Source organism: Ferrovibrio sp. GW821-FHT12F09 (genome assembly GCF_058806775.1).
This window is the reverse complement of sequence record NZ_JBXAPZ010000001.1, coordinates 784,863-807,944: the sequence shown is the minus strand read 5'-3', so window position 1 is coordinate 807,944 and position 23,082 is coordinate 784,863. Positions and strand designations below refer to the sequence as shown.

Sequence of the window (23,082 nt, the reverse complement as noted above, 5' to 3'; positions counted from 1 at the left end):
AATGAACCCTAAGCCCATCCATGTCAGCCTGATCGCCATCCCCGAGGCCTCGGCCTCGGTGCTGTTCGGCATGCATGACCTGATGAATGCCTTCCCGCAGATGCAGGGCATCATCCCCGGCCTGCCGGAGATGACGCCGTTCCAGGTGGAACTGGTGGGCGCGGAGGCCGGCGAGCTGATCGTGGCGGGCGGTACGCGGGTGAGCGTGCAGCGCAGCTTCCGCGACGTGGACCAGACCGACATCGTCATCGTGCCGGCGCTGGTGATGAAGGCCTGGCGCACTGGCCGCTACAACGGCCTGGTCGACTGGCTGGCGCAGCGGCATGATGCCGGCGCCACGCTCTGCTCGGCCTGCTCGGGTATTTTCCTGATCGCCGAGACCGGCCTGCTGGATGGCCAGCGCAGCACGGTGCACTGGTCCTACGGCCCGCATTTCCAGGCGCTGTATCCCAAAGTGCCGGTGCATCCGGAGCAGACCCTGACCATCGCCGGATCGCGGCAGCAGTTCGTCTCCTGCGGCGCCTCGATGTCATGGCACGACCTGGCGCTCTATCTGGTGGCGCGACACACGGGCGAAGCGGCGGCACGCGCGGTGGCAAAGTTCTACGCCCTGCAATGGCATCGCGACGGGCTGCAGCCCTTCATCACCTTCGAGGGCCGGCGCGATCATGGCGACGCCGCGATCCTGGATGCGCAGAGCTGGCTGGATAAACACTACCAGGTCGCCGACCCGGTGGAGGAAGTGGTGAAGCGCTCGGGTGTGGCCGAACGCACCTTCAAGCGCCGCTTCACCAAGGCGACCGGCCATGCGCCGATGGCCTATGTGCAGCAGATCCGCATCGAGGAAGCGAAACGCCGGCTGGAAGGCACGCGCGATCCGGTCGACGAGATCGGCTGGCAGGTCGGCTACGAGGATCCCGCCTTCTTCCGCCGCCTATTCAAACGCGTGACCGGCATTTCGCCGGGCAGCTACCGGCGCCAGTTCCAGATTCCCGCCTATGCCACGCCTGGCAGTGCGCCCGGGCAGGCGGCCGAATAGGGACGGCCATATCGCAGCCGCCGCGGATATCCGCATCGCCGGTTGTTCAACCACGTGATGAAACAGTTTGGCGGCGGCAATCGCCAGCGCGCCGACCACAAGCGAAGCCGTGGTGGCCGCCATGACAGGACCGAGCAGCGGCAGCAGCGGCAGATAGGCCATGCCGCCGAACGACCAGATCAGCGGCGCGTGCAGCAGGTAGAGGCCGAAGGAAATCTGGCCGAGAAAACCCGACAGCGGGTTGGCAAGAAAGCGTTGCAGCACCGGCGCCAGCATGACGCCGCCGACGATCAGGGCAGCACGCAGCTGGCTGGTGCCGAGAATCGGACTGGCCGGATCGGGCGGCGTGGCGGCCGGATCGTAGACGCTGAGGCCGAACAGCGGAAACAGGCAGAGCCCGAGCACCACCAGCGTAACGCCCACCGGATCGCGCCAGGCGGCGATACGCGTGTCGTGGCGCGCCAGATCGTGGAAGACGATGCCGAGCGCGAAGAGCGAGCAATAATTGGCGATCCAGCCGGCCGGCCATGCCGTGGACGTGAGCGCCAGGAGTGTGCCGGCGAACAGCGCCGCCGTTAGGCGCGTGCGGCCGGCAGGGAGATACAGGGCGAGCAGGAACACCAGCAGCGAGCCGGGGAATTCGATGCGGATGGTCCACAGTACCGGATCATGCACCGGCGTCGGCCCGATGAAAGCGGAGACAAAGGCCTCGCGCAGGATGTCCCAGACGGACGGGGCGTAGGCCGGCGGGAAGAACATGCGCATCCAGCCCGACTCCGCCGCCCAGCCGATAGCGATACTGCGATCGGCATTGATCTGCATCAACGCCCAGACCACCAGGCCGGCGGCGAAGATCGGGATGCCGAGCCGCAGCCAGCGTTTCAGAACCAGCCGGCCGAGGCCCGGCCGCAGGCCCTTTTCCCGCGCCGCATCCAGCGCGGCGGTGAGCACGATGCCCGACAGGATGAAAAAGATCGACACCGCCAGCGGACCATCGGTGAGAAAGCTGAACGGCGCCGCCGCCGGCGAGGCTCTCACGCCGGCCTCGTGGCCATCGGGGGCAAAGGCCAGCAGCAGGTGATGGAACAGCACGAACAGCGCCGCCCAGCCGCGCAACCCGTCGAGATACAGAATCCGGCGCATTGATCATCCTGCCCTGATCGTCAGACCCGGGATAAACGCTGCAGTGCGGCAGGGTTCACTGTTGCGCGAGGCTATGTCTCATCTTGGTCACAGATGGTATCGTCGCCGCCCACGAATCAGGCGAGGAAACCCAGCATCATGTCCGCCAGGCATCTGTTCCCCACCGCTGTCGCCGGCAGCCTGCCCAAGCCGGCCTGGCTGGCCGAGACCCACAAGCTGTGGCCGCAGTGGAAAGCCGAGGGCAAGGACCTTGAAGATGCCAAGCGCGACGCGACGCTGCTGTGGATCAAGGCGCAGGAAGATGCCGGCCTGACCATCGTCGGCGACGGCGAGATGTCGCGCCAGCATTTCGTGCATGGCTTTGTCGAATGCGTGGATGGCATCGACCGCCAGAACAAGGTGGAGATGGCCATCCGCGACAACCGCTACAAGGCGATGGTGCCGCGCGTGGTCGGCAAGCTCACCCTGAAAGGCCGCGCGCATCCCTGGGAGGGCGCCTTCAGCCGCGCGCATACCAAGCGGCAGCTGAAATTCACCCTGCCCGGCCCCATGACCATCATCGACACGATTGCGGATGAGTATTACGGCGACCGCGTGAAGATGGCGATGGCTTTTGCCGAGCTGCTGAACCAGGAAGCAAAAGCCCTGGAAGCCGAGGGCGTCGATATCATCCAGTTCGACGAGCCGGCCTTCAACGCCTATACCAAACAGGCCGGCGAATGGGGCATCGAGGCGCTGCATCGCGCCATCGACGGCCTGAAATGCAAAACCGCCGTGCATATCTGCTACGGCTACGGCATCAAGGCGAATATCGACTGGAAGCAGTCGCTGGGCCAGGAATGGCGCCAGTATGAAGACTTCTTCCCGGCGCTGGCCAAGAGCCGGATCGACCAGGTGTCGCTGGAATGCTTCCACTCGAAAGTGCCGCCGCATCTGATGGCGCTGCTGGAGGGCAAGGAGGTGATGGTCGGCGTGATCGACGTGGCAAGCGACGCCATCGAGACGCCGCAGGAGATCGCCGACACCATCAAGACCGCGATGCAGTATGTGCCCAAGGACCGCATCATCCCCTGCACCAACTGCGGCCTCGCTCCGCTCGACTCGGCCGTGGCGCATGCCAAGCTGAAGGCGCTGGGCGAAGGCGCGGCGCTGGCCCGGGAACAGTTCGCCTAGGCTGCCGTTCTTTCTCCCGGTTTCCACAACAACCGGGACGCATCATGGACACGGCGACTCTGCTGGGCGCCGGCGCGGCACTTGCCTCGACGGTGAGCTTCGCGCCACAGGCCTGGAAGGTGATCCGCTCGCGCCGCACGCAGGATATTTCCGGCGTGATGTATGGCCTGACGGTGACCGGCTTCGCGCTCTGGCTCGCCTATGGCATCACCCTGATGCAGTGGCCGCTGATCGTCTGCAACGGCATCTGCCTGCTGCTCTCGGGCTTCATCCTGACCATGAAACTGCTGCCGCAGCGGGCCAAGGACGAGGTGGCGGATACGGTGGATCCGGAGAAATAGCCGGATCGCTTCGCCAGCCTTCGTTTCACTTCGTTTGGCTTCCCTGGCCTTCGTTCGGCTTCGTTTCCATTCGTTTGGCTTCGTTTGGCTTCGTTTCGCTTCGCCGGCGTTCGGAGCGGTTCCGGCTGGTTCCGGATGGTTCGCGACGTTGCGCCGAAGCCGCTCACGACATGCAATAGTATGCACCCGGCCCGACCGCTGTGGCAGCGGGGCTTTCGCACTGGATTCACGATGCAAAAGATCGACAGGGAAAACGGCGGAAAACCGGCTTACCCATTAAGAACATATAGAGTACATTAAATTCGCACTCTCCACAAGGCCGATTTAATATTGTATATCCCATATGGATATCCCTCTGATTCCGAGACAAGCCTATGGCCACGATCCGCACCCGGCTTTTCCTGTCCAACCGCAGCCAGGCGGTGCGCCTGGCCCGTGACGTGGCCTTTCCCGCCGATGTGCAGGAGGTGGCTGTGCTGAAAGACGGCGCGCGCCGCATCCTGGTGCCGGCCGACCGGCTGTGGGACGACTTTTTCGACGCCCCCGGCCTCGACCTGCCCGAGCGCGACCAGCCGGCCATCATGCAGCGCCGCGAACCGCTCTGAGCGCGGACGACGGCAACGCCGGCTGAGCCCATGCTGCGCTACATGCTCGATACCGATATCTGCATCCGCGTGCTGCGCGACCGGCCCGTCAGCGCACGGCCGCGTTTCAATGCCGAGGCCGAAACGCTCTGCATCTCCACCGTGAGCCTGGGTGAATTGCTGCATGGCGCGGCGCGTTCGGCGCAGCCGGCAGAGACCCGCCGCATGGTGGAAAGTTTTGCCGCGCGACTGATAGTGCTGCCCTTCGATGCCGAGGCCGCCGGGCATTTCGGTGATATCCGCGCAACGCTGGAGCAGCGTGGCAGCATGATCGGACCTTACGATTTGATGATCGCCGGCCATGCACGTAGCCGCGGCCTGATCGTGGTCACCGGAAACCAGCGCGAATTCGGGCGCGTGGATGGACTGCGGACGGAAGATTGGCTGGGATAGAAGTGAAGCAGAAAATGTTGCGCACCAGATTAAGCCGCAGCATCCTTTATATAAATCAGAGTTGCTCGCTTCAATTTTTAGAAATTAGAAAAGGGCACCGTTTCCGGCACCCTTTTGCATTTCAAAAAAATGGGATTCCCGGGTCAAGCCCGGGATGACAAGACTGGAAATTCCTACCGCTCCTGCGCGTCGAGTTGCGCCTCGCACTGGCCATAGCGCTGCGCCGCCATGCCGATATGGCGCAGCTCGGCATGCACGTAGGGCCACAGCACGATCAGGAAGGCGATGCTCACTGCGTCCAGCATCAGGATCGCCAGATCCTGCGCCGTCATCGGCTCGGACACCGTCGCCAGCGCCTGGAACAGCGCCATGCCGGTGGTGCCGGCAACGAAGATCAGCACGCCCACCAGATGCAGGCGGTAGGTGGAAAGCAGCAGGATCACCAGGGCCATCGCAAGCTGCAGCCCGGCCGCCACCACATCCTCCTCCAGTTTCAGACTGCTGAGCAGGGTGGCCACGCAGGCGCCAAGATAGAGCGCCACCGCCAGCAGGTTCAGGCCGAACCAGAAGACCGACAGCCGCCGCCCCAGCACGGTGACCAGCACGCCGGCCATCAGGCTGCTCAGCACCACGGCCCAGGCCACCCAGTGCCATGGTCCCATCATGCCGTGCCTGCTTTCATCGCGTGTGTCCCTTCATGCGTCGCTGTCATCCGGTGCATTCAGAACCTGTAACTGAGGAACAGGCCGGTGCTGAGCTGGTCGGCCGAACCGCGATCCTGAACCAGGGGGCTGTCGGCCGCGTCGCCGAGCAGGCGCTTGTAGCCGAGCCGCCCGGTGAGGCCCCAATGCTCGGTCAGGCTGTAATCCAGATCGAGCGTCAGGCCAGCATCCTTGAAGCCGCCCTCGGGCTGGTAGCGCCGCATGCCGCTGCGCGCGGATTGCGCCGCCGTGACGCCGAAGAAGGTTTCGGTATAGCTCTCGTCGGCCCAGGTGGCGAAAAGCTCGCTGCGCAGGCGCAGCTTCGGGCTGAAGCTGTAGGCATAGCCGCCACTCAACTTCGCCGTCAGGCCATCATGGGCGCCGCTGACATCCTGAAACGCCGTGAGTCCGGCCGACCACGGCCCCATGCGATAGCTGATAAAGGCGCCCACTTCGGCGCCGGCATCGATATCGCCCATGCCGCGCAGGTCGTCGCTGTCGTCTTCATCGCGGCCCATCTGGTAGCGCAGCAGCGGACCGACCTGCAGCTTGTCGCTGTCGCGCGGGCCCTGCCAGGTGAAGACGTTGGCACCCAGCATCGGGCCGCGCAGGAACACCAGGTCCCTGTAATTGATCATGAGCAGCGGCACCGGTGCGACTTCATACTCGTCGCTGCCTTCGTATTCGGGCTGATACTGCGCACCAGCACCAAGGCGGATATCCCAGTCCTTCTTGACCGGCGGGGCCGGCTGCTGCTGGGCCGACTGCTGCTGGGCCGTGGCCAGGAATGGCAGCAGGAGAATGGCTGCGGCGGCAGCCAGGAAGGCGGTGTTTTTCATCGGGAGAGCGCTCTTTTTTTTGACGGGTCCGGGGGTGGTATGGCCGGCACCCTACCCGGCGGGCCGCCGGGGCCGGTGTCAGCCCCGTATCGTTATGTTTCAGAATGTTGCTGGCCCGGTGCCCGGCCGATTCGACCTGATATAGTGGCCGCCTGCCGGAGAGACGCGTGACCACGAGCCCCACCACCCACGTTCTGATTGTCGATGACGACCATCGCATTCGCGCCATGCTGGCGCGCTTCCTGACCGATCACGGGCTGAAGGTGAGCCAGGCCCGCGACGGCCGCGAGATGTTTGCGCTCTGCGAGGCGGCGCGCATCGACGTGATCGTGCTCGACATCATGATGCCGGGCGAGGACGGCCTGTCGCTGTGCCGCCGCATGCGCGCCCAGAGCACGGTGCCGATCATCCTGCTGACCGCGATGACCGGCGACACCGACCGCATCATCGGCCTGGAGATTGGCGCCGACGATTATGTGGTGAAGCCGTTCAATCCGCGCGAGCTGCTGGCGCGCATCCGCGCGGTGACGCGGCGCCTGAGCGCCGCCAGCATCAATGCCGAAACCCGCCCGGTGGCGATGGCCTATGAATTCGGCGGCTGGCAGCTCAATGCCAGCCGCCGCACCCTGATGTCGCCGGCCGGCGCCCTGACCGACCTGACCAGCGGCGAGTTCGACCTGCTGCTGGCTTTCCTGGAGCATCCGCAGCGCGTGCTGACCCGCGACCAGCTGCTGGACCTGGCGCATGGCCGCATGAGCCAGTCCTATGACCGCAGCATCGATGTGCAGATCAGCCGGCTGCGCCGCAAGATCGAGGCCGATCCGCAGGACCCGGCCTTCATCAAGACCATCCGCAACGAAGGCTATTTCTTCACGGCGGTGGTGACCATGATTCGGGATGCGGCGGCGTGAGAATTCCGCTCTGGTCAAAGCTGCGGCTGGCGCCGCGCATCATCATCGTTATCCTGCTCAGCCTGCTGGCGGTGAAGGCGGTCGACAAGCTGATGCCGCTGGTGATCCGTCCGCCGGAGATCATGTTCTTCGACCGCGACTGGATGCTCGCCACCCTGCAGGAGTCGCGCGACCGCATCCGTGCGGCCAGCAGTGAGGCGCGGCCGGCCGTGCTGCAGGACCTGCCGGCACGGCAGTGGCTGGACATGACGCTGCTGGCGGCGCGGCCGGACTTCCGGCACATCTCGCGCGCCGGGGCGTTCGCCGAGATGCGGCTGCTGATCGCCGAACGGCTTAATATTGCGCCGCAGGACGTGTTGCTGATGGCGGATGAACTGGACGATCCGGAGTATTCCTCGCGTCCGCTGGTCATCATCCTGCCGCCGCTGCCCGTCACCATGCGCGACGTACTCGACGTGCGGCGCGAGAACATGCTGAGCAGCGACCTGCGCATCGCCTTCCGCATCGGACCACAGGAGGACTGGCTGCTGGTGATGCCGAAAAGCGACGGCCAGGAAACCGTGCGCATGATCCGCAACGTACTGCTGCCGATCTTCGCGGTGATGATGATCGGGCTGATGTCGGTCTGGGTGGCACGCGGCGTGGTGCGGCCGCTGGACGACCTGGCGGCGGCGGCCGAGAAACTCGGCCGGGACCGCGAGATTCGGCTGGTCAAGGAGTTCAACGCACCCGAGCTGCGCGCCATCGGCGGATCGTTCAATGCCATGCAGCTGCGGCTGAAGCGCTTCGTCGACGACCGGCTTCAGATGATCGCCGCAATCAGCCACGACCTGCGCACGCCGCTGACCCGGCTGCGGCTGTTCGCCGAATACCTGCCCGACCAGGACCAGCGCCGTCAGGTGCTGTCCGACATCAACGATATGGAAGCGATGGTGAGCGCCACGCTGACCTTTGCCAGCAACACGCTGAAGGACGAGGCGAAGAGCGCCATCGATCTGGCCGCCATGCTGATCAGCCTGTGCGACACGGCCTCCGATGCCGGCTGCGCCGTGAGCTACGACGGCCCCGATCATGCCGGCCTGACCGGCCAGCCGATCGCCATGCGCCGTGCCTTTGCCAACCTGATCGACAACGGCTGCAAGTTCGGCAGCATCGTGCAGGTGCGACTGCGCGAGACGACCGATGGCGTCACCGTCACCGTTGCCGATGACGGGCCGGGCATTCCGGCCGACCAGCGCGAGGCCGCCTTCCGGCCGTTCACCCGGCTGGAAAGCTCGCGCAACCGCGAGACCGGCGGCACCGGGCTGGGACTGACCATCGCGCAGGATGTGATCCAGGCCCATCGCGGCCACATCGAACTGGGCGATGCCGAAGCCGGTGGCCTGCTGGTGACAGTGGTGCTGCCGCACCACGCGTAAAAAATAGCGACGCGGCGCTCAGGCCGCCTGCTCTTCCGTCCGCTGCAGGCCCACCGGCAGCAGCACTTCCACAGTAGTGCCCTTGCCGGGCTCGCTGGTGATCTGCAGGCTGCCGCCCTGGATCTCGGCGAACTTGCGCGAGATCGGCAGGCCGAGGCCGGTGCCTTCAAAGCGTTTCGACAGCGCATTGCTGATCTGGCGGAAGGGCTGGAAGGCCAACTGGATTTCGGCGGGCGTCATGCCGATACCAGTATCGGATACCGCAATGCGCAGCTGGCCGGCCATATCGCGGCGGGCGCTGAGCGTCACAGTCCCGCCCTGCGCCGTGAACTTCACGGCATTCGACAGCAGGTTAAGCACGATCTGCTTGGTCTTGGTCGCATCGAGCGTGCCCATGCGGCCGCCTGCCATGTCGAAATCCGACATGAGCATGACGCCGGTTTTCTCGGCGCGACAGATGGTCAGACGCAGGCTATCGCTCAGAATATCCTGCAGGTCGCAGTATTCGGCATAGAGATTCTGCTGGCCGGCCTCGATCTTGGCGAGATCCAGGATATCGCTGATGACGCCCAGAAGATGCTGGCCGCTGCTGCTGATGTCTTCCGCGTAAGCCTTGTAGCGTTCGCTGAGCGGCCCCATCAGCTGCGTTCGCATGATGTCGGAAAAGCCGATGATGGCATTCAGCGGCGTGCGCAGCTCATGACTCATATTGGCCAGGAATTCCGATTTGCTGTGGCTGGCGCTTTCAGCTTTGCGCCGTTCGTCTTCGGCCACGCGCAGGGCGTCCTGGGTCAGATGATACTGTTCCTTCAGGTCTTCCGCGGCCTTGCGCAGCGCGCTGGTCGCCATATGCACGCAGGCATAGGCCGAAACACCCAGCATGCCGCCCAGCAGGGAGAGGATCAGAACGCGTTCGAGCAGGGGGCGCAGGCTTTGCGCCACCACCACACTGCCCACCACCCGCGGCCCGGCGATGATCGGCGCGGAAACATCAAGGATCGGCCAGGGCGGCAGCTCGCCGATGGCAACGACCTCGGCCCCGAGATCGTCGTAGACATACTGGCGGGTGTCGCCATCGGGAGCAGCGAAGAGTTCGACGATCTCACCGACGCGATGATTGCTGTAGCGCCAGGTATCACCCTGGACATAGGCATAGAGCGCGACCTGGCGGGCCGAGAAGCGCGCCGACAGCGCCTGGATGGCGATCTGATCGAAATAGGCAATCGTGCCATAACCGGCGGGCACCGCGATGGCGACCAGCACGCCGACCCAGATGGCGATGCGGCGCAGGATGCGCCGGATGCGGTCTGTTCCGGTTTCAGCCATACGACATCACGGCGATGGTTCGGCGCCATTGGCACGTACGACGGCCTGGCCGGCCGGCGTCGCGATATAGTTGGCCATGATGAGCGTTGCCGGCGTGGCGGTCTGCAGCACCAGCAGGCAGACCGACAGCGGCAGGGGATAGGAGCGGTCTGCAATCGACTGCGGCGCCGGCAGAACGCCATCGAGCGCCACCGGCGTCAGGTTCAGCTTTTCGGCGCGGACCTGGAGCAGCGTGGTGATGGCCAGCGAGCCGGCCGTCTTCTGGGCAAATTCGGCATTCTCCTGATCGGTCGCGCCGACCGGAATGCCGCTGCGCCGGAAGGCGGCGGCAAAGGCCGGTTCCAGCGCGGGGATGGCCTTCACCAGATAGGGATTCTCCGAACCGGTGCGCGAGCGCAGGATCACCTTCAGTGGCTGGCCATCGGGCCAGCGTGGATCGGCGGCGCTGTAAATCGCGGGCAGTTCATCGCGGGTCAGACTGAAGGTTCCGCTGCGCGAAGTGGCGAAAATCAGCGCCGTGGTCATGCAGGCGGCGGTGCGGATGCCGGCGGCGTTTTCGTCCGGCGTCGCCTGGCGGGTCGCAATCGCAACCTCGATGGCGCCGGCAGCCAGCGCCTTCAGGCCGCCCGTAGTGCCGAGACTGGGAAGCACCTCGGCCTGGATGGCGGGATACGCGCGCTCGACCTGTTCGCCGACAACGCGCATCAGCGCCAGACCCATGCCGGTGCCGCCGATGCGGATTGTGTCGGTGGCACGCGCCGGGGCTGCCGCCAGAAGAGCGGACATCAGCAGCAGGAAAAGACGAAAGGACGGGGCGCTAAGCATCGGAATGTTGCTCGCTGTAATCGGCTGCCGTGTTAGTAGCAGTGAAAACCGCGCGTTTCCGCTTACTTTTCAATAACAACCCCCGCGATCATCGCCGGGCGCGGCAAATCGCGGAAATCAAGCGCCCCATACCATCGCATCTGGAGGGTTTTTGCCCGGCCTGCCTGTATCGGCGGACAGGTCCGGCACGCTCCGAGGATCGGCGCGCCAAAGGATTGCAGGCGACGCCGCAGCGCACGGCGTCGCCTGGATACGAGCGGGTCTTACTTGGGCTGAGGGACGATACGCAGGTAAGGCTTCGGCGCCTTCCAGCCGTCGGGGTATTTCGCCTTGGCGTCGTCGTCGCTGACCGAGCCGGCGATGATGACATCCTCACCCGGCTTCCAGTCGGCCGGCGTCGCCACCTTGTGCTTCGCCGTGAGCTGCATGCTGTCGATCATGCGCAGGATCTCGTCGAAGTTGCGGCCCGTGGTCATCGGGTAATGCAGCTGCGCCTTGATGGTCTTGTCGGGCCCGACGATATAGACCGTGCGCACGGTGGCATTGTCGGCCGCCGTGCGGCCCTTCGCGCTGTCGCCGGATTCTTCGGGCAGCATGTTGTAGAGCTTGGCCACCTTCAGGTCGTGATCGGCGATCAGCGGATAATCCGGCAGGAAGCCAGTGACATCCTTGATGTCGCCGACCCAGCGCTTGTGATCGTCGACCGGATCGATGCTGAGGCCGGCCACCTTCACATTGCGCTTGTCGAATTCGGGTTTCAGTTTGGCCACGGCGCCGAGCTCGGTGGTGCAGACCGGGGTGAAGTCCTTCGGGTGGCTGAACAGGATGCCCCAGCCGTCGCCGATGAAGTCATGGAATTTCAGCTTGCCGACGGTGCTGTCAGCCTCGAAATCGGGTGCCTTGCTGCCGATGCGCAGACTCATGGGGATTCCCTCCGGGTTTCTGGAAAGGACCTAAGCTAGGGCAGAGACCCGCCGCTGAAAACCGAAGAATTTTTGTCAGTCCGGCGGAGGATTTTATGCGCGCATCGTTTATGCGAATTTTCGCTCCAGCCAGAGCGCGAAACCGACCGCCAGCGCGCTCATCACCGCGCCCCACGCCATATCGACCACGGTGACGCTGAGCGGCCAGCCGCGCGTGGTGGCCTGGTTGGTCAGGTCATAGGCGCCATAGGCGACGAGGCCGAAAAAGGCGCCGTAGAGCATGGCCTGCGGCAGCGGGTCGCCATCCTGCAGCGCCGGCCGCAGCACGAAGACCAGCAGGCCCAGGCCATAAAGCACATAGAAAGCGATGGCGGCCCACCAGACCGGCGTGTCGTTCAGCAGGCTGCCGAGCCGGGGCCGGTAGAACAGCTTCGTCGCCAGACCGAGCCAGAACGCATCCAGCACGGCCATGGCGGCCCACATCCCGGCGGCGGCGATGACCAGCGATTTCGACATGGGCGGACTCCTCAGGCTGCGCTGCCCATGATGTAGACCGAATGGCCAATAGAAAAGGCCCGGTGTTTCCACCGGGCCTTTCCCAACTCTGCGAGCAGAGAGCGTCGGACTTAGAAGTCCATGCCGCCCATGCCGCCCATGCCACCCATGCCGCCGCCGCCCGGCATGCCGCCGCCGGCCGACTTCGGCTCCGGCTTGTCGGCAACCATGGCCTCGGTGGTGATCAGCAGGCCGGCCACCGAAGCAGCACCCTGCAGCGCGACGCGCACGACCTTCGTCGGGTCGATGACGCCGGCCTTCACCAGGTCGGTATACTCTTCGGTCTGGGCGTTGAAGCCCCAGCTGGTGTCCTTGGACTCCAGCAGCTTGCCGGCGACCACGGCACCGTCAACGCCGGCATTCTCGGCGATCTGACGGACCGGAGCCTGCAGGGCGCGGCGGATGATTTCCACGCCATGCTTCTGGTCGGCATTGTCGACCTTGACCTTGTCGATGGCGCGGACCGAGTACAGCAGCGCAGTGCCGCCGCCCGGAACGATGCCTTCTTCAACCGCGGCGCGGGTCGCATGCAGCGCGTCGTCAACGCGATCCTTGCGCTCCTTCACCTCGATCTCGGTGGCGCCGCCGACCTTGATGACGGCCACGCCGCCAGCCAGCTTGGCCAGACGCTCCTGCAGCTTCTCACGGTCGTAGTCCGAGGTGGTTTCCTCGATCTGCGCCTTGATCTGGCCAACGCGGGCGTCGATGTCCTTCTTCTTGCCGGCGCCGCCGACAACGGTGGTGTTTTCCTTGTCGATGGTCACCTTCTTGGCGGTACCGAGCATGGCGAGCGTGACGCTCTCCAGCTTGATGCCGAGATCTTCCGAGATCAGCTGACCGCCGGTCAGGATCGCGAGATCTTCCAGCATCGCCTTGCGGCGATCGCCGAAGCCCGGCGCCTTGACGGCCGAGACCTTCAGGCCACCGCGCAGCTTGTTCACCACCAGAGTCGCCAGGGCTTCGCCCTCGACGTCTTCGGCAATGATCAGCAGCGGACGGCCGGTCTGCACGACGGCTTCGAGAACCGGCAGCATCGCCTGCAGGCCCGACAGCTTCTTCTCATGCAGGAGGATGAAGGGGTTCTCCATCTCGCAGAGCATCTTCTCGGCATTGGTGATGAAGTACGGCGACAGGTAGCCGCGATCGAACTGCATGCCCTCGACGACGTCCAGCTCGGTCTCCAGGCTCTTCGCCTCTTCAACCGTGATGACGCCCTCGTTGCCGACCTTTTCCATGGCCTTGGCAATCATGTTGCCGATTTCATGGTCGCCGTTGGCCGAGATGGTGCCGACCTGGGCGATTTCCTTGGCACCCGAGATCTTCTTCGAGCGGGTCTTGAGGTCTTCGACGATCTTCTCGACGGCGAGGTCGATGCCGCGCTTCAGATCCATCGGGTTCATGCCGGCGGCAACGGCCTTGGAGCCTTCGCGCACGATGGCCTGGGCCAGCACGGTGGCGGTGGTGGTGCCGTCGCCGGCCTGGTCATTCGCCTTCGAGGCCACTTCGCGCACCATCTGGGCGCCCATGTTCTCGAACTTGTCAGCCAGCTCGATTTCCTTCGCAACCGTCACACCGTCCTTGGTGATGCGCGGCGCGCCGAACGACTTGTCGAGCACGACGTTGCGGCCCTTCGGGCCCAGCGTCACCTTGACGGCATCGGCGAGGATGTCGACGCCACGCAGCATCTTGCCACGGGCATCGGCGCCAAAACGAACGTCTTTAGCAGCCATGAGACTATCTCCTTAAATCTTTTGAATGGGGGCGCTGATTAAGCGGCCTTGGACTTCTTGGCGGGGGTGCCTTCGATGATGCCCATGATGTCGGATTCCTTCATGATCAGGAGATCCGTGCCATCGAGCTTCACCTCGGTGCCCGACCACTTGCCGAACAGCACGCGGTCGCCGACCTTGACGTCGAGCGGCTGGACCTTGCCAGCCTCATCGCGGGCGCCGGCGCCGACGGCGATGATCTCGCCCTGCATCGGCTTTTCCTTGGCGCTGTCCGGAATGATGATGCCGCCAGCCGAACGCTCTTCCTCGGCCACGCGCTTTACCACCACGCGGTCATGCAGCGGACGAAACTTCATGCGATCCTCCATATGTATCTGTCGCATCGAAAAATTCGGAAACCCAGAAATTCGCCGTTTTCAGGCAAAATCTCAAAGTTGTTAGCACTCCCCTCGGGAGAGCGCCAGACACTTAAGCAGGGCATCGCCCCCCGTCAAGGAGGCATGCCCGATTTTCGCCATAAATTTTCATGACAGCCGGATCCCCGCGCCGGGCGAAGCGCCCGGCGCGGGAGCAAAGGCTACGACGCCTTCAGCAGGTTGAGCGCGGGCAGCGGGCCGCCGGGGAACTGCATCAGCGCGGCGCCCTGGGCCAGGGGACCGAGATCGACGGGCGCGAAGCCGAGCCGCTCGGCCAGCGCCGATACTTCGGTCCGCGCCGCCGCATCGTCACCCGAGAGAAAGACCACGCGGTTGCCGCTGCTCTCCCGCGGGTCGCGCGCCAGCAGCGCCGCCGGCAGGGTGTTAAAGGCCTTCACCAGACTCGCGCCCGGCAGCAGACCGGCCAGCACGGCGCTGGAGGTGCGGCCATCCAGGTCGGCGAGCTGGAAGCCAGGCTGCACCACCGGATTGTTGCTGTCGATCACGATGCGGCCATTCCAGTCCGGCAGGCCGGCCAGCGCGGCCGGCAGCTGCGCCCAGTTCACCGAGATGAAGACGATCGCGGCGGAAGCCGCCTGCTGCACGGTGCCGGCGCGAACCGTGGGGCCGAGCGCGGCCACGGTGTCGCGCAAGGAGTCCGGCCCGCGGCTGTTGCTGAGGATGGCGTCGATCTTCGCCGCCGCCAGTCGCGTGGCGAAAGCCTGTCCGATGGCCCCGGCGCCGATGATGCCGATGGTGCTGTTGCTGATGCTCTTGGTCATGACACGATCTCCATTCCGTTCAGGATTTACGCGGCGAAACCGCCATCGATGCGCAGATTGGCGCCGGTGATGTAGCTGGCGTCCGGGCCGGCGAGATAGGCCACGAAGCCGGCAATCTCATCGGGTGCCGCGTAGCGCTGCAGCGCCGTAAGGCCGCGCACGGTCTCGGCAAACGGGCCCGAGGCCGGATTCATGTCGGTATCGGTGGGGCCCGGCAGCACGTTGTTCACCGTGATGCCGCGCGGACCGAGATCGCGCGCCATCGCCTGGGTCATGCCGGCCACCGCGCCCTTGGTCAGCGCATAGACCGAGATGCCGGCATAGGGGACATATTCACTGTGGATGCTGCCGATGTTGATGATGCGGCCACCCTGCTGCATGTGGCGCGAGGCTTCCTGCGCGGCGACGAAGGCACCCTTGATATTGACCGCGACCAGGCGGTCGAAATCGGCGAGCGGGATTTCGCCAGTGACGCCCTGCGCCGCCGTGCCGGCATTGTTGACCAGGATGTCGAGCCGGCCGAAGACGGCGACGGTTTCATCGACCGCCGCCTTCACCGCAGCGGCATCGCCGGCATCGGCCCGGATGGCGCGGGCCTTGCCGCCGACCGCGGCGATCATCTGCACGACCTCTTCGGCCTTCTGCGGCGAGGCGCTGTAGGTGACTGCGACCGCCGCACCTTCGGCGGCGAGACGCCTGGCGATGGCGGCGCCGATGCTGCGCGAGCCGCCGGTGACCAGGGCGACCTTGCCGGTCAGGGTTTGGGGGGAGGAAGGCTGGGTGGACATGATGAATGCTCCGTAGGGTGGATGGTGGTGACGGAGCAGAGGGTAGGCGCGTAATTCCCTTTGAATTAGCCGGTAATTATGTAAATTACTTTCAAGTATTCCTTGAAAGTGTGTTGCCATGGAAACCTTGGCCAATCTGGAATCCTTTGTGCGTAGCGCGGAACTCGGCAGTTTTTCTGCCGCCGCGCGTCGCCTGGGCCTGACGCCGGCGGCCGTCAGCCGCAATGTCGGCACCCTGGAAGCCAATCTGGGTGTGCGGCTGTTCCAGCGCAGCACGCGCCGGCTGACCCTGACCGAGTCCGGCGAGCGCTTTCTGCAATCGGTGAGTGGCGGACTGGACAGCATCCAGGCGGCGATTGCCGGAGTCAGCGCCGAAACGGCGCAGCCGGCCGGCCTGCTGAAGGTGAGTCTGGCGCCAGGCTTCGGCGCCGATTACATCCTGCCGCTGCTGCCCGGCTTCCGCGCGCGCTATCCGCTGGTGACGCCGGAGTGGCAGTTCGAGAACCGCGCGGTGGATCTGATCGCGGAAGGCTACGATGCGGCCATCGGTGGCGGCTTCGCGCTGACGCCGGGCATCGTGGCGCGCGAACTGGCGCGCGCGCATATCGTCGCCGTCGCCGCGCCGGCCTATCTCGCCGGCCGCAGTCTGCCGCAGACGCCGGCCGATCTTGCCGCCTGCGACGGCATCGCCATGCGCTCGGTGCAGACCGGCCGATTGCGCAGCTGGGTGATGCGGGACAGCAAAGGCCGCGAAGCCGAGCCGCAGATGAACACCGCCGTCATCCTGAGCGATCCATCCTCCATGTGCCGCGCCGCCCTGCTGGGCCTGGGCGTGGCGATGCTGGCCATTCCGGATGTGCTGCCGCATCTGGAACGCGGCACGCTGGTGCGTCTGCTGCCCGACTGGCATGCCGATGTGGGTCCGATATCGCTCTACTATGCCAGCAAGACGCTGCTGCCGGCCAAGACCCGCGCCTTTGTCGATTTCGTGATCGAGCAGTTCCGCCGCCAGGACCTGGCTCAAAGATTCTCTGCCCGCTGACGCGCGCGGGCGGTTCTCCGCATGCCGACACGCATGCTAGGCTGCCCGCCTCTCATCACAGGGGCCCGGCATGATCACCGTCCATCACCTGAACAACTCCCGTTCGCAGCGCGTGCTCTGGCTGCTGGAGGAACTGGGCCTGCCCTACCAGGTGGTGCGCTACGAGCGCGGCGCCGACATGCGCGCGCCGGCGGCGCTGCGGCAGATCCATCCGCTCGGCAAGTCGCCGGTGATTTCCGATGGCGATATCACCATCGCCGAGACCGGCGCCATCGTCGAATACCTGATCGAGACCTACAGTCAGGGTAGACTGATCCCGGCGCCGGCCACGGCGGAGAAGCGCCGCTATACCTACTGGCTGCATTATGCCGAAGGTTCGGCCATGCCGCTGCTGCTGCTCAAGCTGATCTTTCTGCGCCTACCGAAAAACGTGCCGGGCCTGATCCGGCCGATCATCAAGATGGTGGCGGGCAAGGCGCAGGCGACGCTGATCGACCCGCAGCTCGCCCAGCATATGCGCTACTGGTGCGACGAATTGACGAAGAACGGCGGCTGGTTCGCCGGGCCGGACTTCAGCGCCGCCGATATAATGATGAGCTTCCCGCTGGAGGCGACCGCCTCCCGCGTCGGCCTCGATGACACTTACGTGCCGATCCGCGACTTCCTCAACCGCATCCACGCGCGGCCAGCCTATCAGGCTGCGCTGAAAACCGGCGGTCCCTACGAACTGTTGAAATAAGGCTTTTGCGATGTCGGACCTGACCAAGCTGCCTTTTGCCGACCTGATCGGCCTGCGCATCATCAGCGTGGCGCCCGACAAGGTGCTGGCCGAACTGCCGGTGACGCCGGACCTGTGCACACGGCCCGCCGTGCTGCATGGCGGCGCGGTGATGGCCTTTGCCGACACGCTGGGCGCGGTGGCCACGGTGGCCAATCTCACGGACGGCTTCAGCACCACCACCATCGAAAGCAAGACCAACTTCTTTGCAGCGATTCCCGCCGGCGATACGGCGAAAGCCGAATGCACGCCGCTGCATCGCGGCAAGACCACCATGGTGTGGCAGACGCGGATCACGCGCGGCGACGGCAAGCTGGCCGCCGTGGTGACGCAGACGCAACTGGTGCTGAGCCCCCGATAAACAGAGTCCGGCCGACATGACCATGACCCTCGACGACCTGCCCACTCCCGCCCTGCTGCTCGACCGCACGCGGCTGATGCGCAATGTGGCGCGCATGCGCGAACGCGCCGCCCATCTGAAGGTGACCCTGCGACCGCATCTGAAGACGGCGAAATCGGTGCGCGTGGCGCTGATGTGCCACAATGGCGATCCCGGCCCGATCACCGTGTCGACTCTGGCCGAGGCGGCTTACTTCGCCAAAGCCGGTTTCCGCGACATCACCTATGCCGTGCCCATCGCGCCGCAGAAACTGGAGCAGGTGGCCGCCATCATGAAGGATGGCACCGACCTGAAGATCATCACCGACCATATCGCCGTGGCCGAGGCCATCGCCGCCAAGGGCGTCGCGCTGGGCGTCAGCTTCCGCGTGCTGATCAAGATCGACTGCGGCCTTGGCCGTGCAGGCATTGCACCCAACGCGCCCGAACTGCTGCCGCTGGGCCAGGCACTGTCGCAGCCGGGCGCGAATCTCGCCGGCGTGCTGACCCATGCGGGCCATTCCTACGGCGCGAAAAGCATCGCGCAGATCGAGGAGATCGCCGAGTCCGAACGCACGGCCGTAATCCTGGCCGCCACACGCCTGCGCGAGGCCGGACTGTCCTGTGCGATTGTTTCGGTCGGCTCCACGCCGACGGCGCTGTTTGCCAAACATCTGGACGGCATCACCGAGATGCGGCCGGGCAATTTCGTCTTCTTCGACCTGTTCCAGGCCGCTCTGGGCAGTTGCAGGATGGAAGACATCGCGGTCAGCGTGCTGGCCTCGGTGGTGAGCCATCACCACAGCCGCAACCATCTGCTGATCGATGCCGGCGGCCTGGCGCTGTCGAAGGACACCGGCGCCAATATGCACAGTCCCGGCACCGGCTATGGCCGCGTCTGCCGGCCGGCCGGGGCCCTGCCGCTGGATGGCCTCAACATCCATGACGTGCACCAGGAGCATGGTCTGCTCGGCGGGCCGCAGATGCCGCCGGTGGATTTCGCCGCCTTTCCGCCCGGCACGAGGCTGCGCGTGTTGCCCAATCACGTCTGCATGACCGGCGCGATGTATGATCGCTATTATGTGACCGATGGCGGCAGCGAAATCGTCGCCGAATGGGACCGTGTGAACGGCTGGTAAGTTAAAGCGGTTGCATGAACCCTGTCTTTCCGGTTGAGTATCTTCCGGGGGAAACGCTCTAGGCATGTCCGGGATCATCGACACTGCATCCACCGAACCCGCTGCCGCTCCGGCAGATCGCAAGCCCGACTCCCGCATCACCTTCCATCAGGTCGTGCCGATCAACGGCGTGGTCACCCTAGTCAATGTCAGCGCCGTCGCCCTGCTGCTGTCGAACCAGATTCCGCTTCCCTGGCTGGCCGCCTGGTGGCTGCTGCATGGCGTGACCATGATCGCCATGCTGGTGCGCTGGCGACTGGGCCATGGCATGCGGCGCCAGGGCAGCGAGAAACGTTCGGCGCGGCTGCGGCAGTTCGATCTGGCGAGCGCGGCCGTCTCGGGCGCGGCCTGGGGCGTGTCGTCGCTGTTCCTGCCGCATCTGACTTCGGAATATCAGCTGCTGCTGGTGATGGTGGCGGCCGGCATGATCGCCGGCTCGGCCGCCACGCTGGCGGTGGTGCCGCAGGCGGCGCTGGCTTTCATGCTGCTGATCGCCGTGCCCTTCATTACGCATTTCCTGCTCACCGGCACCGGGGTCGGCGCCGCCATGGCGGTGGTCTCATCGCTGTATACCGCCGCGATGATCCTGACCAACCGCATCGTCAACGGCGTGATCCGGCGCAATCGCCGTCTCTATGAAGAGAACAGCGCGTTGGACGCCCGCATCCGCGCCGTTCGCGCCGAACTGCTGGACATCGCCGAAAGCACCGAGGCCTTCGCGCTGATCGACAGCACCGGCCGGCTGCAGCTGTGGAACCGGCGCCTGCCAGCGGTGCTGGGCCTGCAGGAGGCGCAGCTGCAGCGCGGCCGCGACCTGGACGGCCTGCTGCGCGATGCCGGACTGGCCGAGGCGTTGCTGACCAGCGAGATCGCCGGCGGCACCCTGCAGCTGCCGAATGGCCGCTGGGTGCAGATCGGCCATCGCGCCACGCCCCAGGGCGACCGCGCGCTGATCGTGATCGACGTGACCGAGCAGCAGCAGGCCGCCAGCCAGCTGCAGCAGCAGAATGCCCGTCTGGAAGAGCTGTTCCGCGAGGTGAGCCTGGCGCGCGATGCGGCGCTGCGCGGCAGCCAGGCAAAATCGATCTTCCTGGCCAACATGAGCCACGAGCTGCGCACGCCGCTAAATGCCATCATCGGCTTTTCCGACATCGTGCAGAAGAAGATGTTCGGCGAGGCCTGGGAGAAATACGACGAGTATCTGGCCGACATCAACGGCAGCGCGCGCCATCTGCTGGCGGTGATCGACGACATTCTCGACCTGGCGCGCATCGAGGCCAACCAGATCGTGCTGAACGAACAGCCGGTGATGCTGGACGAGGAACTGCCGGTCTCGGCCCGCCTGGCCGCCTCGCATTACGGCCGCGAAGCCAAAGCCGTGAGCGTCAGCGTGCCGCCGGATCTGCCGGCGCTGCATGCCGATCCGCGCCTGGTGCGCCAGATCATGATCAACCTGATCGGCAATGCGCTGAAATTCTCGCCGCCCGATGTGCCGGTGGAAGCCCAGGCGGCGCTCCACACTGGCACGAATGAACTGGTGGTGACCGTGCGCGACCGCGGCATCGGCATCGCGCCGGAAGATCACAAGCGCATCTTCGAGGCCTTCGAGCAGGCCGACAGTCAGCTGAGCCGCAATTACGGTGGCGTCGGCCTGGGACTGTCGCTGGTGCGCGCTTTCGTGCTGGCCCATCACGGCCGCATCGCCATCGACAGTGCGCCGGGCCAGGGCACCGCCATCACCGTGTTTTTCCCGGCCTCCCGCACCGAGATGCCGGCCTGACGCCGGATTGCGGCTGGTGAGCGCCGTCACAGTTTGCAGGGCCATTTGCCGCAGGCGTAAATTCGCGCTGGTCATCAGGGGAACGATGCTGTATCCCCTGCCGCGCGTTACACATTCGAACCCGTCCTGTCGTCAGGACTCTCATCTCCGGTTGAGTGATAACGCAAAACAGCCACCATACAGCGATGTCGAACCTGCCTCCTGATAGCGCGAATCCGCGCGTCGAATCCCATGCCGCGGCTTCCGCCGCGGGCCATGGCGCAGGCGCGACGAAGACGCAGCAGATCCAGGGCGGACCGCCGTTCCGGCAGAGCTTCCAGCAGATTCTGCTGATCAATGCCGGTGCCACCGTCTGCTTCCCCACCGTCACCGCGCTGCTGCTGCGGGAACAGGTGCCCGAGAATCTGCTCTTGGGCTGGTGGCTGCTGCATATGCTGTCGGCCTGCATCATCGTGGCGGACTGGTCCATGCGCCAGCGCGTGCGCCACGAGGCACAACCGCGCTGGCAGATGCCGGTGGAAATTTTCGTTGCCGGGTTTGCCGGCTGCATCTGGGGCCTGAGCGCGCTGGCGTTGCCGCTGATCGATGCCGAGGGACAACTGCTGCTGATCGCGGTGGTCGCCGGCGTGATCGGGGCCTCGGCGCCGGCGCTGTCGCTGATGCCGCTGGCCGGCGCCACCTTCATCATCTGCATCGCCCTGCCCTATGCAGTGCATTTCCTCAGTGTCGGCACCACGATCGGCTATGGCCTGGCCGGGCTGCTCTGCGGGTATGTAGCGGCGATGATCGTCGCCAACCGCGTGGTCCATCGCATCATGGTCCGCAACTGGCGACTCAATCGCGAGAACAGCGGCCTGTACGACCGCATCCGCCGGGCCCAGGACGAATTGCTGGATGTCGCCGACAGCAGCGAAGCCTTCGTGTTCTGCGATGCCGCCGGCCGCATCCAGCTGTGGAACCGCCGCTTCCAGGCCCTGCTCGACCTGCCTGAAGACGACCTGCACCGCGATGCGCCGCTGGCGCCGCTGCTGCAGCGCGCCGGGTTGCCTGAAGACCTGCCACAGCGGTTGCACCAGGCGCCGGTCGGACAGAGCCGCCCGGTGCTGGAACTGCCCAACCACCGCTGGGTGCGCGCCAGCCTGCGCCGTCTGCCCGATGGCGATGCGGCGCTGATCCTGATCGACATCACCGAGCAGCAGCAGCAGAACGCGCAGCTGGAGGAGCTGTTCCGCGAGGTGAGCCAGGCGCGCGACACCGCCCTGCGCGCCAGCCAGGCGAAATCCGCCTTCCTGGCGCATATGAGCCACGAGCTGCGCACGCCGCTGAATGCCATCATCGGCTTTTCCGACATCATCAAGCGCAAGATGTTCGGTGCCGACTGGGTGCGCTATGACGACTATGTGGGCGACATCCACAGCAGTGGCACGCATCTGCTTGGCATCATCAACGACATTCTCGACCTCGCGCGCATCGAGGCCAACCAGATCGTGGTGCAGGAAGACATGGTGGATGTGGCCGAACAGGCCGCCACCTGCATCCGGCTGGCGGCGCAGCAGTTCGGCCGTCCGCCGGAAAGCCTGGTGGCGGAGATTCCAGACGACCTGCCGATGCTCTATGCCGATGCGCGGCTGCTGCGCCAGATCATGATCAACCTGATCGGCAACGCGCTGAAATTCTCACCGCCCGAACTGCCGGTTGTCGTCGGCGCGCGGCTGCAGCCGGCCAGCAACGAGATCGAACTCTGGGTGCGCGACCGCGGCATCGGCGTGGCGCCCAAGGACCAGGCGCGCATCTTCGATCCCTTCGAGCAGGCCAATACCAAGCTGAGCCGCAATTACGGCGGCGTCGGACTGGGCCTGTCTCTGGTGCGGGCCTTCGTGCTGGCCCATCAGGGCCGTATCAGTATCGACAGCGCACCGGGCCAGGGCACCACCATCACCGTCGCCTTCCCGGCCACACGCACCGGCGGCACGGCCTGA

At 65.3% G+C, this 23,082-nt stretch carries 23 protein-coding genes and 1 pseudogene; 13 read left to right on the top strand and 11 right to left on the bottom strand.

Annotated features, from left to right (window positions below):
* The first annotated feature begins 1 nt into the window (after position 1).
* Positions 2 to 1,039, top strand: a complete 1,038-nt coding sequence (locus AC1ROB_RS04225; RefSeq protein ID WP_492973560.1) for a GlxA family transcriptional regulator — start codon at positions 2 to 4, stop codon at positions 1,037 to 1,039.
* Here the strand turns inward: AC1ROB_RS04225 and AC1ROB_RS04220 are convergent.
* On the bottom strand, positions 935 to 2,182 hold the full coding sequence (locus AC1ROB_RS04220; RefSeq protein WP_492973561.1) for an acyltransferase family protein: 1,248 nt from the start codon (positions 2,180 to 2,182) through the stop codon (positions 935 to 937). The two genes, AC1ROB_RS04225 and AC1ROB_RS04220, sit on opposite strands and share 105 nt — an antisense overlap.
* A gap of 138 nt (positions 2,183 to 2,320) precedes the next feature.
* Here AC1ROB_RS04220 and AC1ROB_RS04215 point away from each other — a divergent pair, with 138 nt between their 5' ends.
* The 4 genes from AC1ROB_RS04215 (at position 2,321) to vapC (ending at position 4,733) form a co-directional block, all read left to right on the top strand.
* Positions 2,321 to 3,355 carry a methionine synthase gene (locus tag AC1ROB_RS04215; protein WP_492973562.1) on the top strand — a complete coding sequence of 345 codons (1,035 nt, stop codon included), beginning with the start codon at positions 2,321 to 2,323 and terminating at the stop codon, positions 3,353 to 3,355.
* Between the two features lie 44 nt (positions 3,356 to 3,399).
* Positions 3,400 to 3,696 carry a SemiSWEET family sugar transporter gene (locus tag AC1ROB_RS04210; RefSeq protein WP_492973563.1) on the top strand — a complete coding sequence of 99 codons (297 nt, stop codon included), beginning with the start codon at positions 3,400 to 3,402 and terminating at the stop codon, positions 3,694 to 3,696.
* 374 nt (positions 3,697 to 4,070) lie between these two features.
* Positions 4,071 to 4,301, top strand: coding sequence for a type II toxin-antitoxin system VapB family antitoxin (gene vapB / locus AC1ROB_RS04205; RefSeq protein ID WP_492973564.1), 231 nt, complete (start codon positions 4,071 to 4,073; stop codon positions 4,299 to 4,301).
* 30 nt (positions 4,302 to 4,331) lie between these two features.
* Entirely contained in the window at positions 4,332 to 4,733 is a 402-nt protein-coding gene (gene vapC / locus AC1ROB_RS04200) for a type II toxin-antitoxin system tRNA(fMet)-specific endonuclease VapC (RefSeq protein ID WP_492973565.1), read from the top strand.
* 173 nt (positions 4,734 to 4,906) lie between these two features.
* On the opposite strand, the gene AC1ROB_RS04195 is transcribed toward vapC, so the two are convergent.
* Together AC1ROB_RS04195 and AC1ROB_RS04190 are read right to left on the bottom strand one after the other, a co-directional pair.
* Complete coding sequence (locus tag AC1ROB_RS04195) at positions 4,907 to 5,398, bottom strand: hypothetical protein (RefSeq protein WP_492973566.1); 492 nt, start codon at positions 5,396 to 5,398, stop codon at positions 4,907 to 4,909.
* A gap of 56 nt (positions 5,399 to 5,454) precedes the next feature.
* The gene (locus tag AC1ROB_RS04190) at positions 5,455 to 6,273 is read right to left on the bottom strand and encodes a MipA/OmpV family protein (RefSeq protein ID WP_492973567.1); all 819 of its coding nucleotides are present in this window, start codon (positions 6,271 to 6,273) and stop codon (positions 5,455 to 5,457) included.
* Positions 6,274 to 6,440: 167 nt separating this feature from the next.
* Between AC1ROB_RS04190 and AC1ROB_RS04185 the strand changes: the two genes are divergently transcribed.
* Both AC1ROB_RS04185 and AC1ROB_RS04180 read left to right on the top strand, forming a co-directional pair.
* A complete protein-coding gene (locus tag AC1ROB_RS04185; RefSeq protein WP_492973568.1) occupies positions 6,441 to 7,184 on the top strand; it encodes a response regulator in 744 nt (247 codons plus the stop codon).
* Complete coding sequence (locus AC1ROB_RS04180) at positions 7,181 to 8,602, top strand: ATP-binding protein (RefSeq protein WP_492973569.1); 1,422 nt, start codon at positions 7,181 to 7,183, stop codon at positions 8,600 to 8,602. Before AC1ROB_RS04185 ends, AC1ROB_RS04180 begins: the two co-directional genes overlap by 4 nt.
* Before the next feature lie 18 nt (positions 8,603 to 8,620).
* On the opposite strand, the gene AC1ROB_RS04175 is transcribed toward AC1ROB_RS04180, so the two are convergent.
* The 8 genes and pseudogenes from AC1ROB_RS04175 to AC1ROB_RS04140 all read right to left on the bottom strand — a co-directional run bounded on the left by AC1ROB_RS04175 (position 8,621) and on the right by AC1ROB_RS04140 (position 15,947).
* A complete protein-coding gene (locus tag AC1ROB_RS04175) occupies positions 8,621 to 9,928 on the bottom strand; it encodes a sensor histidine kinase (RefSeq protein ID WP_492973570.1) in 1,308 nt (435 codons plus the stop codon).
* Between the two features lie 6 nt (positions 9,929 to 9,934).
* Positions 9,935 to 10,753 carry a PstS family phosphate ABC transporter substrate-binding protein gene (locus AC1ROB_RS04170; RefSeq protein WP_492973571.1) on the bottom strand — a complete coding sequence of 273 codons (819 nt, stop codon included), beginning with the start codon at positions 10,751 to 10,753 and terminating at the stop codon, positions 9,935 to 9,937.
* A gap of 263 nt (positions 10,754 to 11,016) precedes the next feature.
* Positions 11,017 to 11,676 (bottom strand): peroxiredoxin, encoded by a 660-nt coding sequence (locus AC1ROB_RS04165; RefSeq protein WP_492973572.1) that lies wholly within the window; start codon positions 11,674 to 11,676, stop codon positions 11,017 to 11,019.
* 108 nt (positions 11,677 to 11,784) lie between these two features.
* Positions 11,785 to 12,192 carry a DUF2177 family protein gene (locus tag AC1ROB_RS04160; protein WP_492973573.1) on the bottom strand — a complete coding sequence of 136 codons (408 nt, stop codon included), beginning with the start codon at positions 12,190 to 12,192 and terminating at the stop codon, positions 11,785 to 11,787.
* A 110-nt stretch (positions 12,193 to 12,302) separates the two neighbouring features.
* Positions 12,303 to 13,961: a chaperonin GroEL gene (groL, locus tag AC1ROB_RS04155; protein ID WP_492973574.1), complete on the bottom strand. Its 1,659-nt coding sequence runs from the start codon at positions 13,959 to 13,961 to the stop codon at positions 12,303 to 12,305.
* 38 nt (positions 13,962 to 13,999) lie between these two features.
* Positions 14,000 to 14,317, bottom strand: coding sequence for a co-chaperone GroES (locus tag AC1ROB_RS04150; RefSeq protein WP_492973575.1), 318 nt, complete (start codon positions 14,315 to 14,317; stop codon positions 14,000 to 14,002).
* A gap of 221 nt (positions 14,318 to 14,538) precedes the next feature.
* Positions 14,539 to 15,171, bottom strand: a pseudogene (locus AC1ROB_RS04145) (NADPH-dependent F420 reductase); the annotation flags it as partial.
* Positions 15,172 to 15,185: 14 nt separating this feature from the next.
* On the bottom strand, positions 15,186 to 15,947 hold the full coding sequence (locus tag AC1ROB_RS04140) for a 3-oxoacyl-ACP reductase family protein (protein ID WP_492973576.1): 762 nt from the start codon (positions 15,945 to 15,947) through the stop codon (positions 15,186 to 15,188).
* A 118-nt stretch (positions 15,948 to 16,065) separates the two neighbouring features.
* Between AC1ROB_RS04140 and AC1ROB_RS04135 the strand changes: the two genes are divergently transcribed.
* The 6 genes from AC1ROB_RS04135 to AC1ROB_RS04110 all read left to right on the top strand — a co-directional run bounded on the left by AC1ROB_RS04135 (position 16,066) and on the right by AC1ROB_RS04110 (position 23,082).
* Entirely contained in the window at positions 16,066 to 16,989 is a 924-nt protein-coding gene (locus AC1ROB_RS04135) for a LysR family transcriptional regulator (RefSeq protein WP_492973577.1), read from the top strand.
* 70 nt (positions 16,990 to 17,059) lie between these two features.
* Positions 17,060 to 17,728: a glutathione S-transferase family protein gene (locus tag AC1ROB_RS04130; protein ID WP_492973578.1), complete on the top strand. Its 669-nt coding sequence runs from the start codon at positions 17,060 to 17,062 to the stop codon at positions 17,726 to 17,728.
* A gap of 10 nt (positions 17,729 to 17,738) precedes the next feature.
* Entirely contained in the window at positions 17,739 to 18,128 is a 390-nt protein-coding gene (locus AC1ROB_RS04125; protein WP_492973579.1) for a PaaI family thioesterase, read from the top strand.
* A 16-nt stretch (positions 18,129 to 18,144) separates the two neighbouring features.
* On the top strand, positions 18,145 to 19,284 hold the full coding sequence (locus AC1ROB_RS04120; protein ID WP_492973580.1) for an alanine racemase: 1,140 nt from the start codon (positions 18,145 to 18,147) through the stop codon (positions 19,282 to 19,284).
* A 64-nt stretch (positions 19,285 to 19,348) separates the two neighbouring features.
* A complete protein-coding gene (locus AC1ROB_RS04115) occupies positions 19,349 to 21,103 on the top strand; it encodes a sensor histidine kinase (RefSeq protein WP_492973581.1) in 1,755 nt (584 codons plus the stop codon).
* 185 nt (positions 21,104 to 21,288) lie between these two features.
* Positions 21,289 to 23,082, top strand: coding sequence for a sensor histidine kinase (locus tag AC1ROB_RS04110; RefSeq protein ID WP_492973582.1), 1,794 nt, complete (start codon positions 21,289 to 21,291; stop codon positions 23,080 to 23,082).

Excerpts from the sequence above, each read along its gene's own strand:
- AC1ROB_RS04225 (WP_492973560.1), top strand. The coding sequence starts at position 2 with ATGAACCCTAAGCCCATCCATGTCAGCCTGATCGCCATCCCCGAGGCC.
- AC1ROB_RS04220 (WP_492973561.1), bottom strand. The coding sequence starts at position 2,182 with ATGCGCCGGATTCTGTATCTCGACGGGTTGCGCGGCTGGGCGGCGCTG.
- AC1ROB_RS04215 (WP_492973562.1), top strand. The coding sequence starts at position 2,321 with ATGTCCGCCAGGCATCTGTTCCCCACCGCTGTCGCCGGCAGCCTGCCC.
- AC1ROB_RS04210 (WP_492973563.1), top strand. The coding sequence starts at position 3,400 with ATGGACACGGCGACTCTGCTGGGCGCCGGCGCGGCACTTGCCTCGACG.
- vapB (WP_492973564.1), top strand. The coding sequence starts at position 4,071 with ATGGCCACGATCCGCACCCGGCTTTTCCTGTCCAACCGCAGCCAGGCG.
- vapC (WP_492973565.1), top strand. The coding sequence starts at position 4,332 with ATGCTGCGCTACATGCTCGATACCGATATCTGCATCCGCGTGCTGCGC.
- AC1ROB_RS04195 (WP_492973566.1), bottom strand. The coding sequence starts at position 5,398 with ATGATGGGACCATGGCACTGGGTGGCCTGGGCCGTGGTGCTGAGCAGC.
- AC1ROB_RS04190 (WP_492973567.1), bottom strand. The coding sequence starts at position 6,273 with ATGAAAAACACCGCCTTCCTGGCTGCCGCCGCAGCCATTCTCCTGCTG.
- AC1ROB_RS04175 (WP_492973570.1), bottom strand. The coding sequence starts at position 9,928 with ATGGCTGAAACCGGAACAGACCGCATCCGGCGCATCCTGCGCCGCATC.
- AC1ROB_RS04170 (WP_492973571.1), bottom strand. The coding sequence starts at position 10,753 with ATGCTTAGCGCCCCGTCCTTTCGTCTTTTCCTGCTGCTGATGTCCGCT.
- AC1ROB_RS04165 (WP_492973572.1), bottom strand. The coding sequence starts at position 11,676 with ATGAGTCTGCGCATCGGCAGCAAGGCACCCGATTTCGAGGCTGACAGC.
- AC1ROB_RS04160 (WP_492973573.1), bottom strand. The coding sequence starts at position 12,192 with ATGTCGAAATCGCTGGTCATCGCCGCCGCCGGGATGTGGGCCGCCATG.
- groL (WP_492973574.1), bottom strand. The coding sequence starts at position 13,961 with ATGGCTGCTAAAGACGTTCGTTTTGGCGCCGATGCCCGTGGCAAGATG.
- AC1ROB_RS04150 (WP_492973575.1), bottom strand. The coding sequence starts at position 14,317 with ATGAAGTTTCGTCCGCTGCATGACCGCGTGGTGGTAAAGCGCGTGGCC.
- AC1ROB_RS04140 (WP_492973576.1), bottom strand. The coding sequence starts at position 15,947 with ATGTCCACCCAGCCTTCCTCCCCCCAAACCCTGACCGGCAAGGTCGCC.
- AC1ROB_RS04135 (WP_492973577.1), top strand. The coding sequence starts at position 16,066 with ATGGAAACCTTGGCCAATCTGGAATCCTTTGTGCGTAGCGCGGAACTC.
- AC1ROB_RS04130 (WP_492973578.1), top strand. The coding sequence starts at position 17,060 with ATGATCACCGTCCATCACCTGAACAACTCCCGTTCGCAGCGCGTGCTC.
- AC1ROB_RS04125 (WP_492973579.1), top strand. The coding sequence starts at position 17,739 with ATGTCGGACCTGACCAAGCTGCCTTTTGCCGACCTGATCGGCCTGCGC.
- AC1ROB_RS04120 (WP_492973580.1), top strand. The coding sequence starts at position 18,145 with ATGACCATGACCCTCGACGACCTGCCCACTCCCGCCCTGCTGCTCGAC.
- AC1ROB_RS04115 (WP_492973581.1), top strand. The coding sequence starts at position 19,349 with ATGTCCGGGATCATCGACACTGCATCCACCGAACCCGCTGCCGCTCCG.
- AC1ROB_RS04110 (WP_492973582.1), top strand. The coding sequence starts at position 21,289 with ATGTCGAACCTGCCTCCTGATAGCGCGAATCCGCGCGTCGAATCCCAT.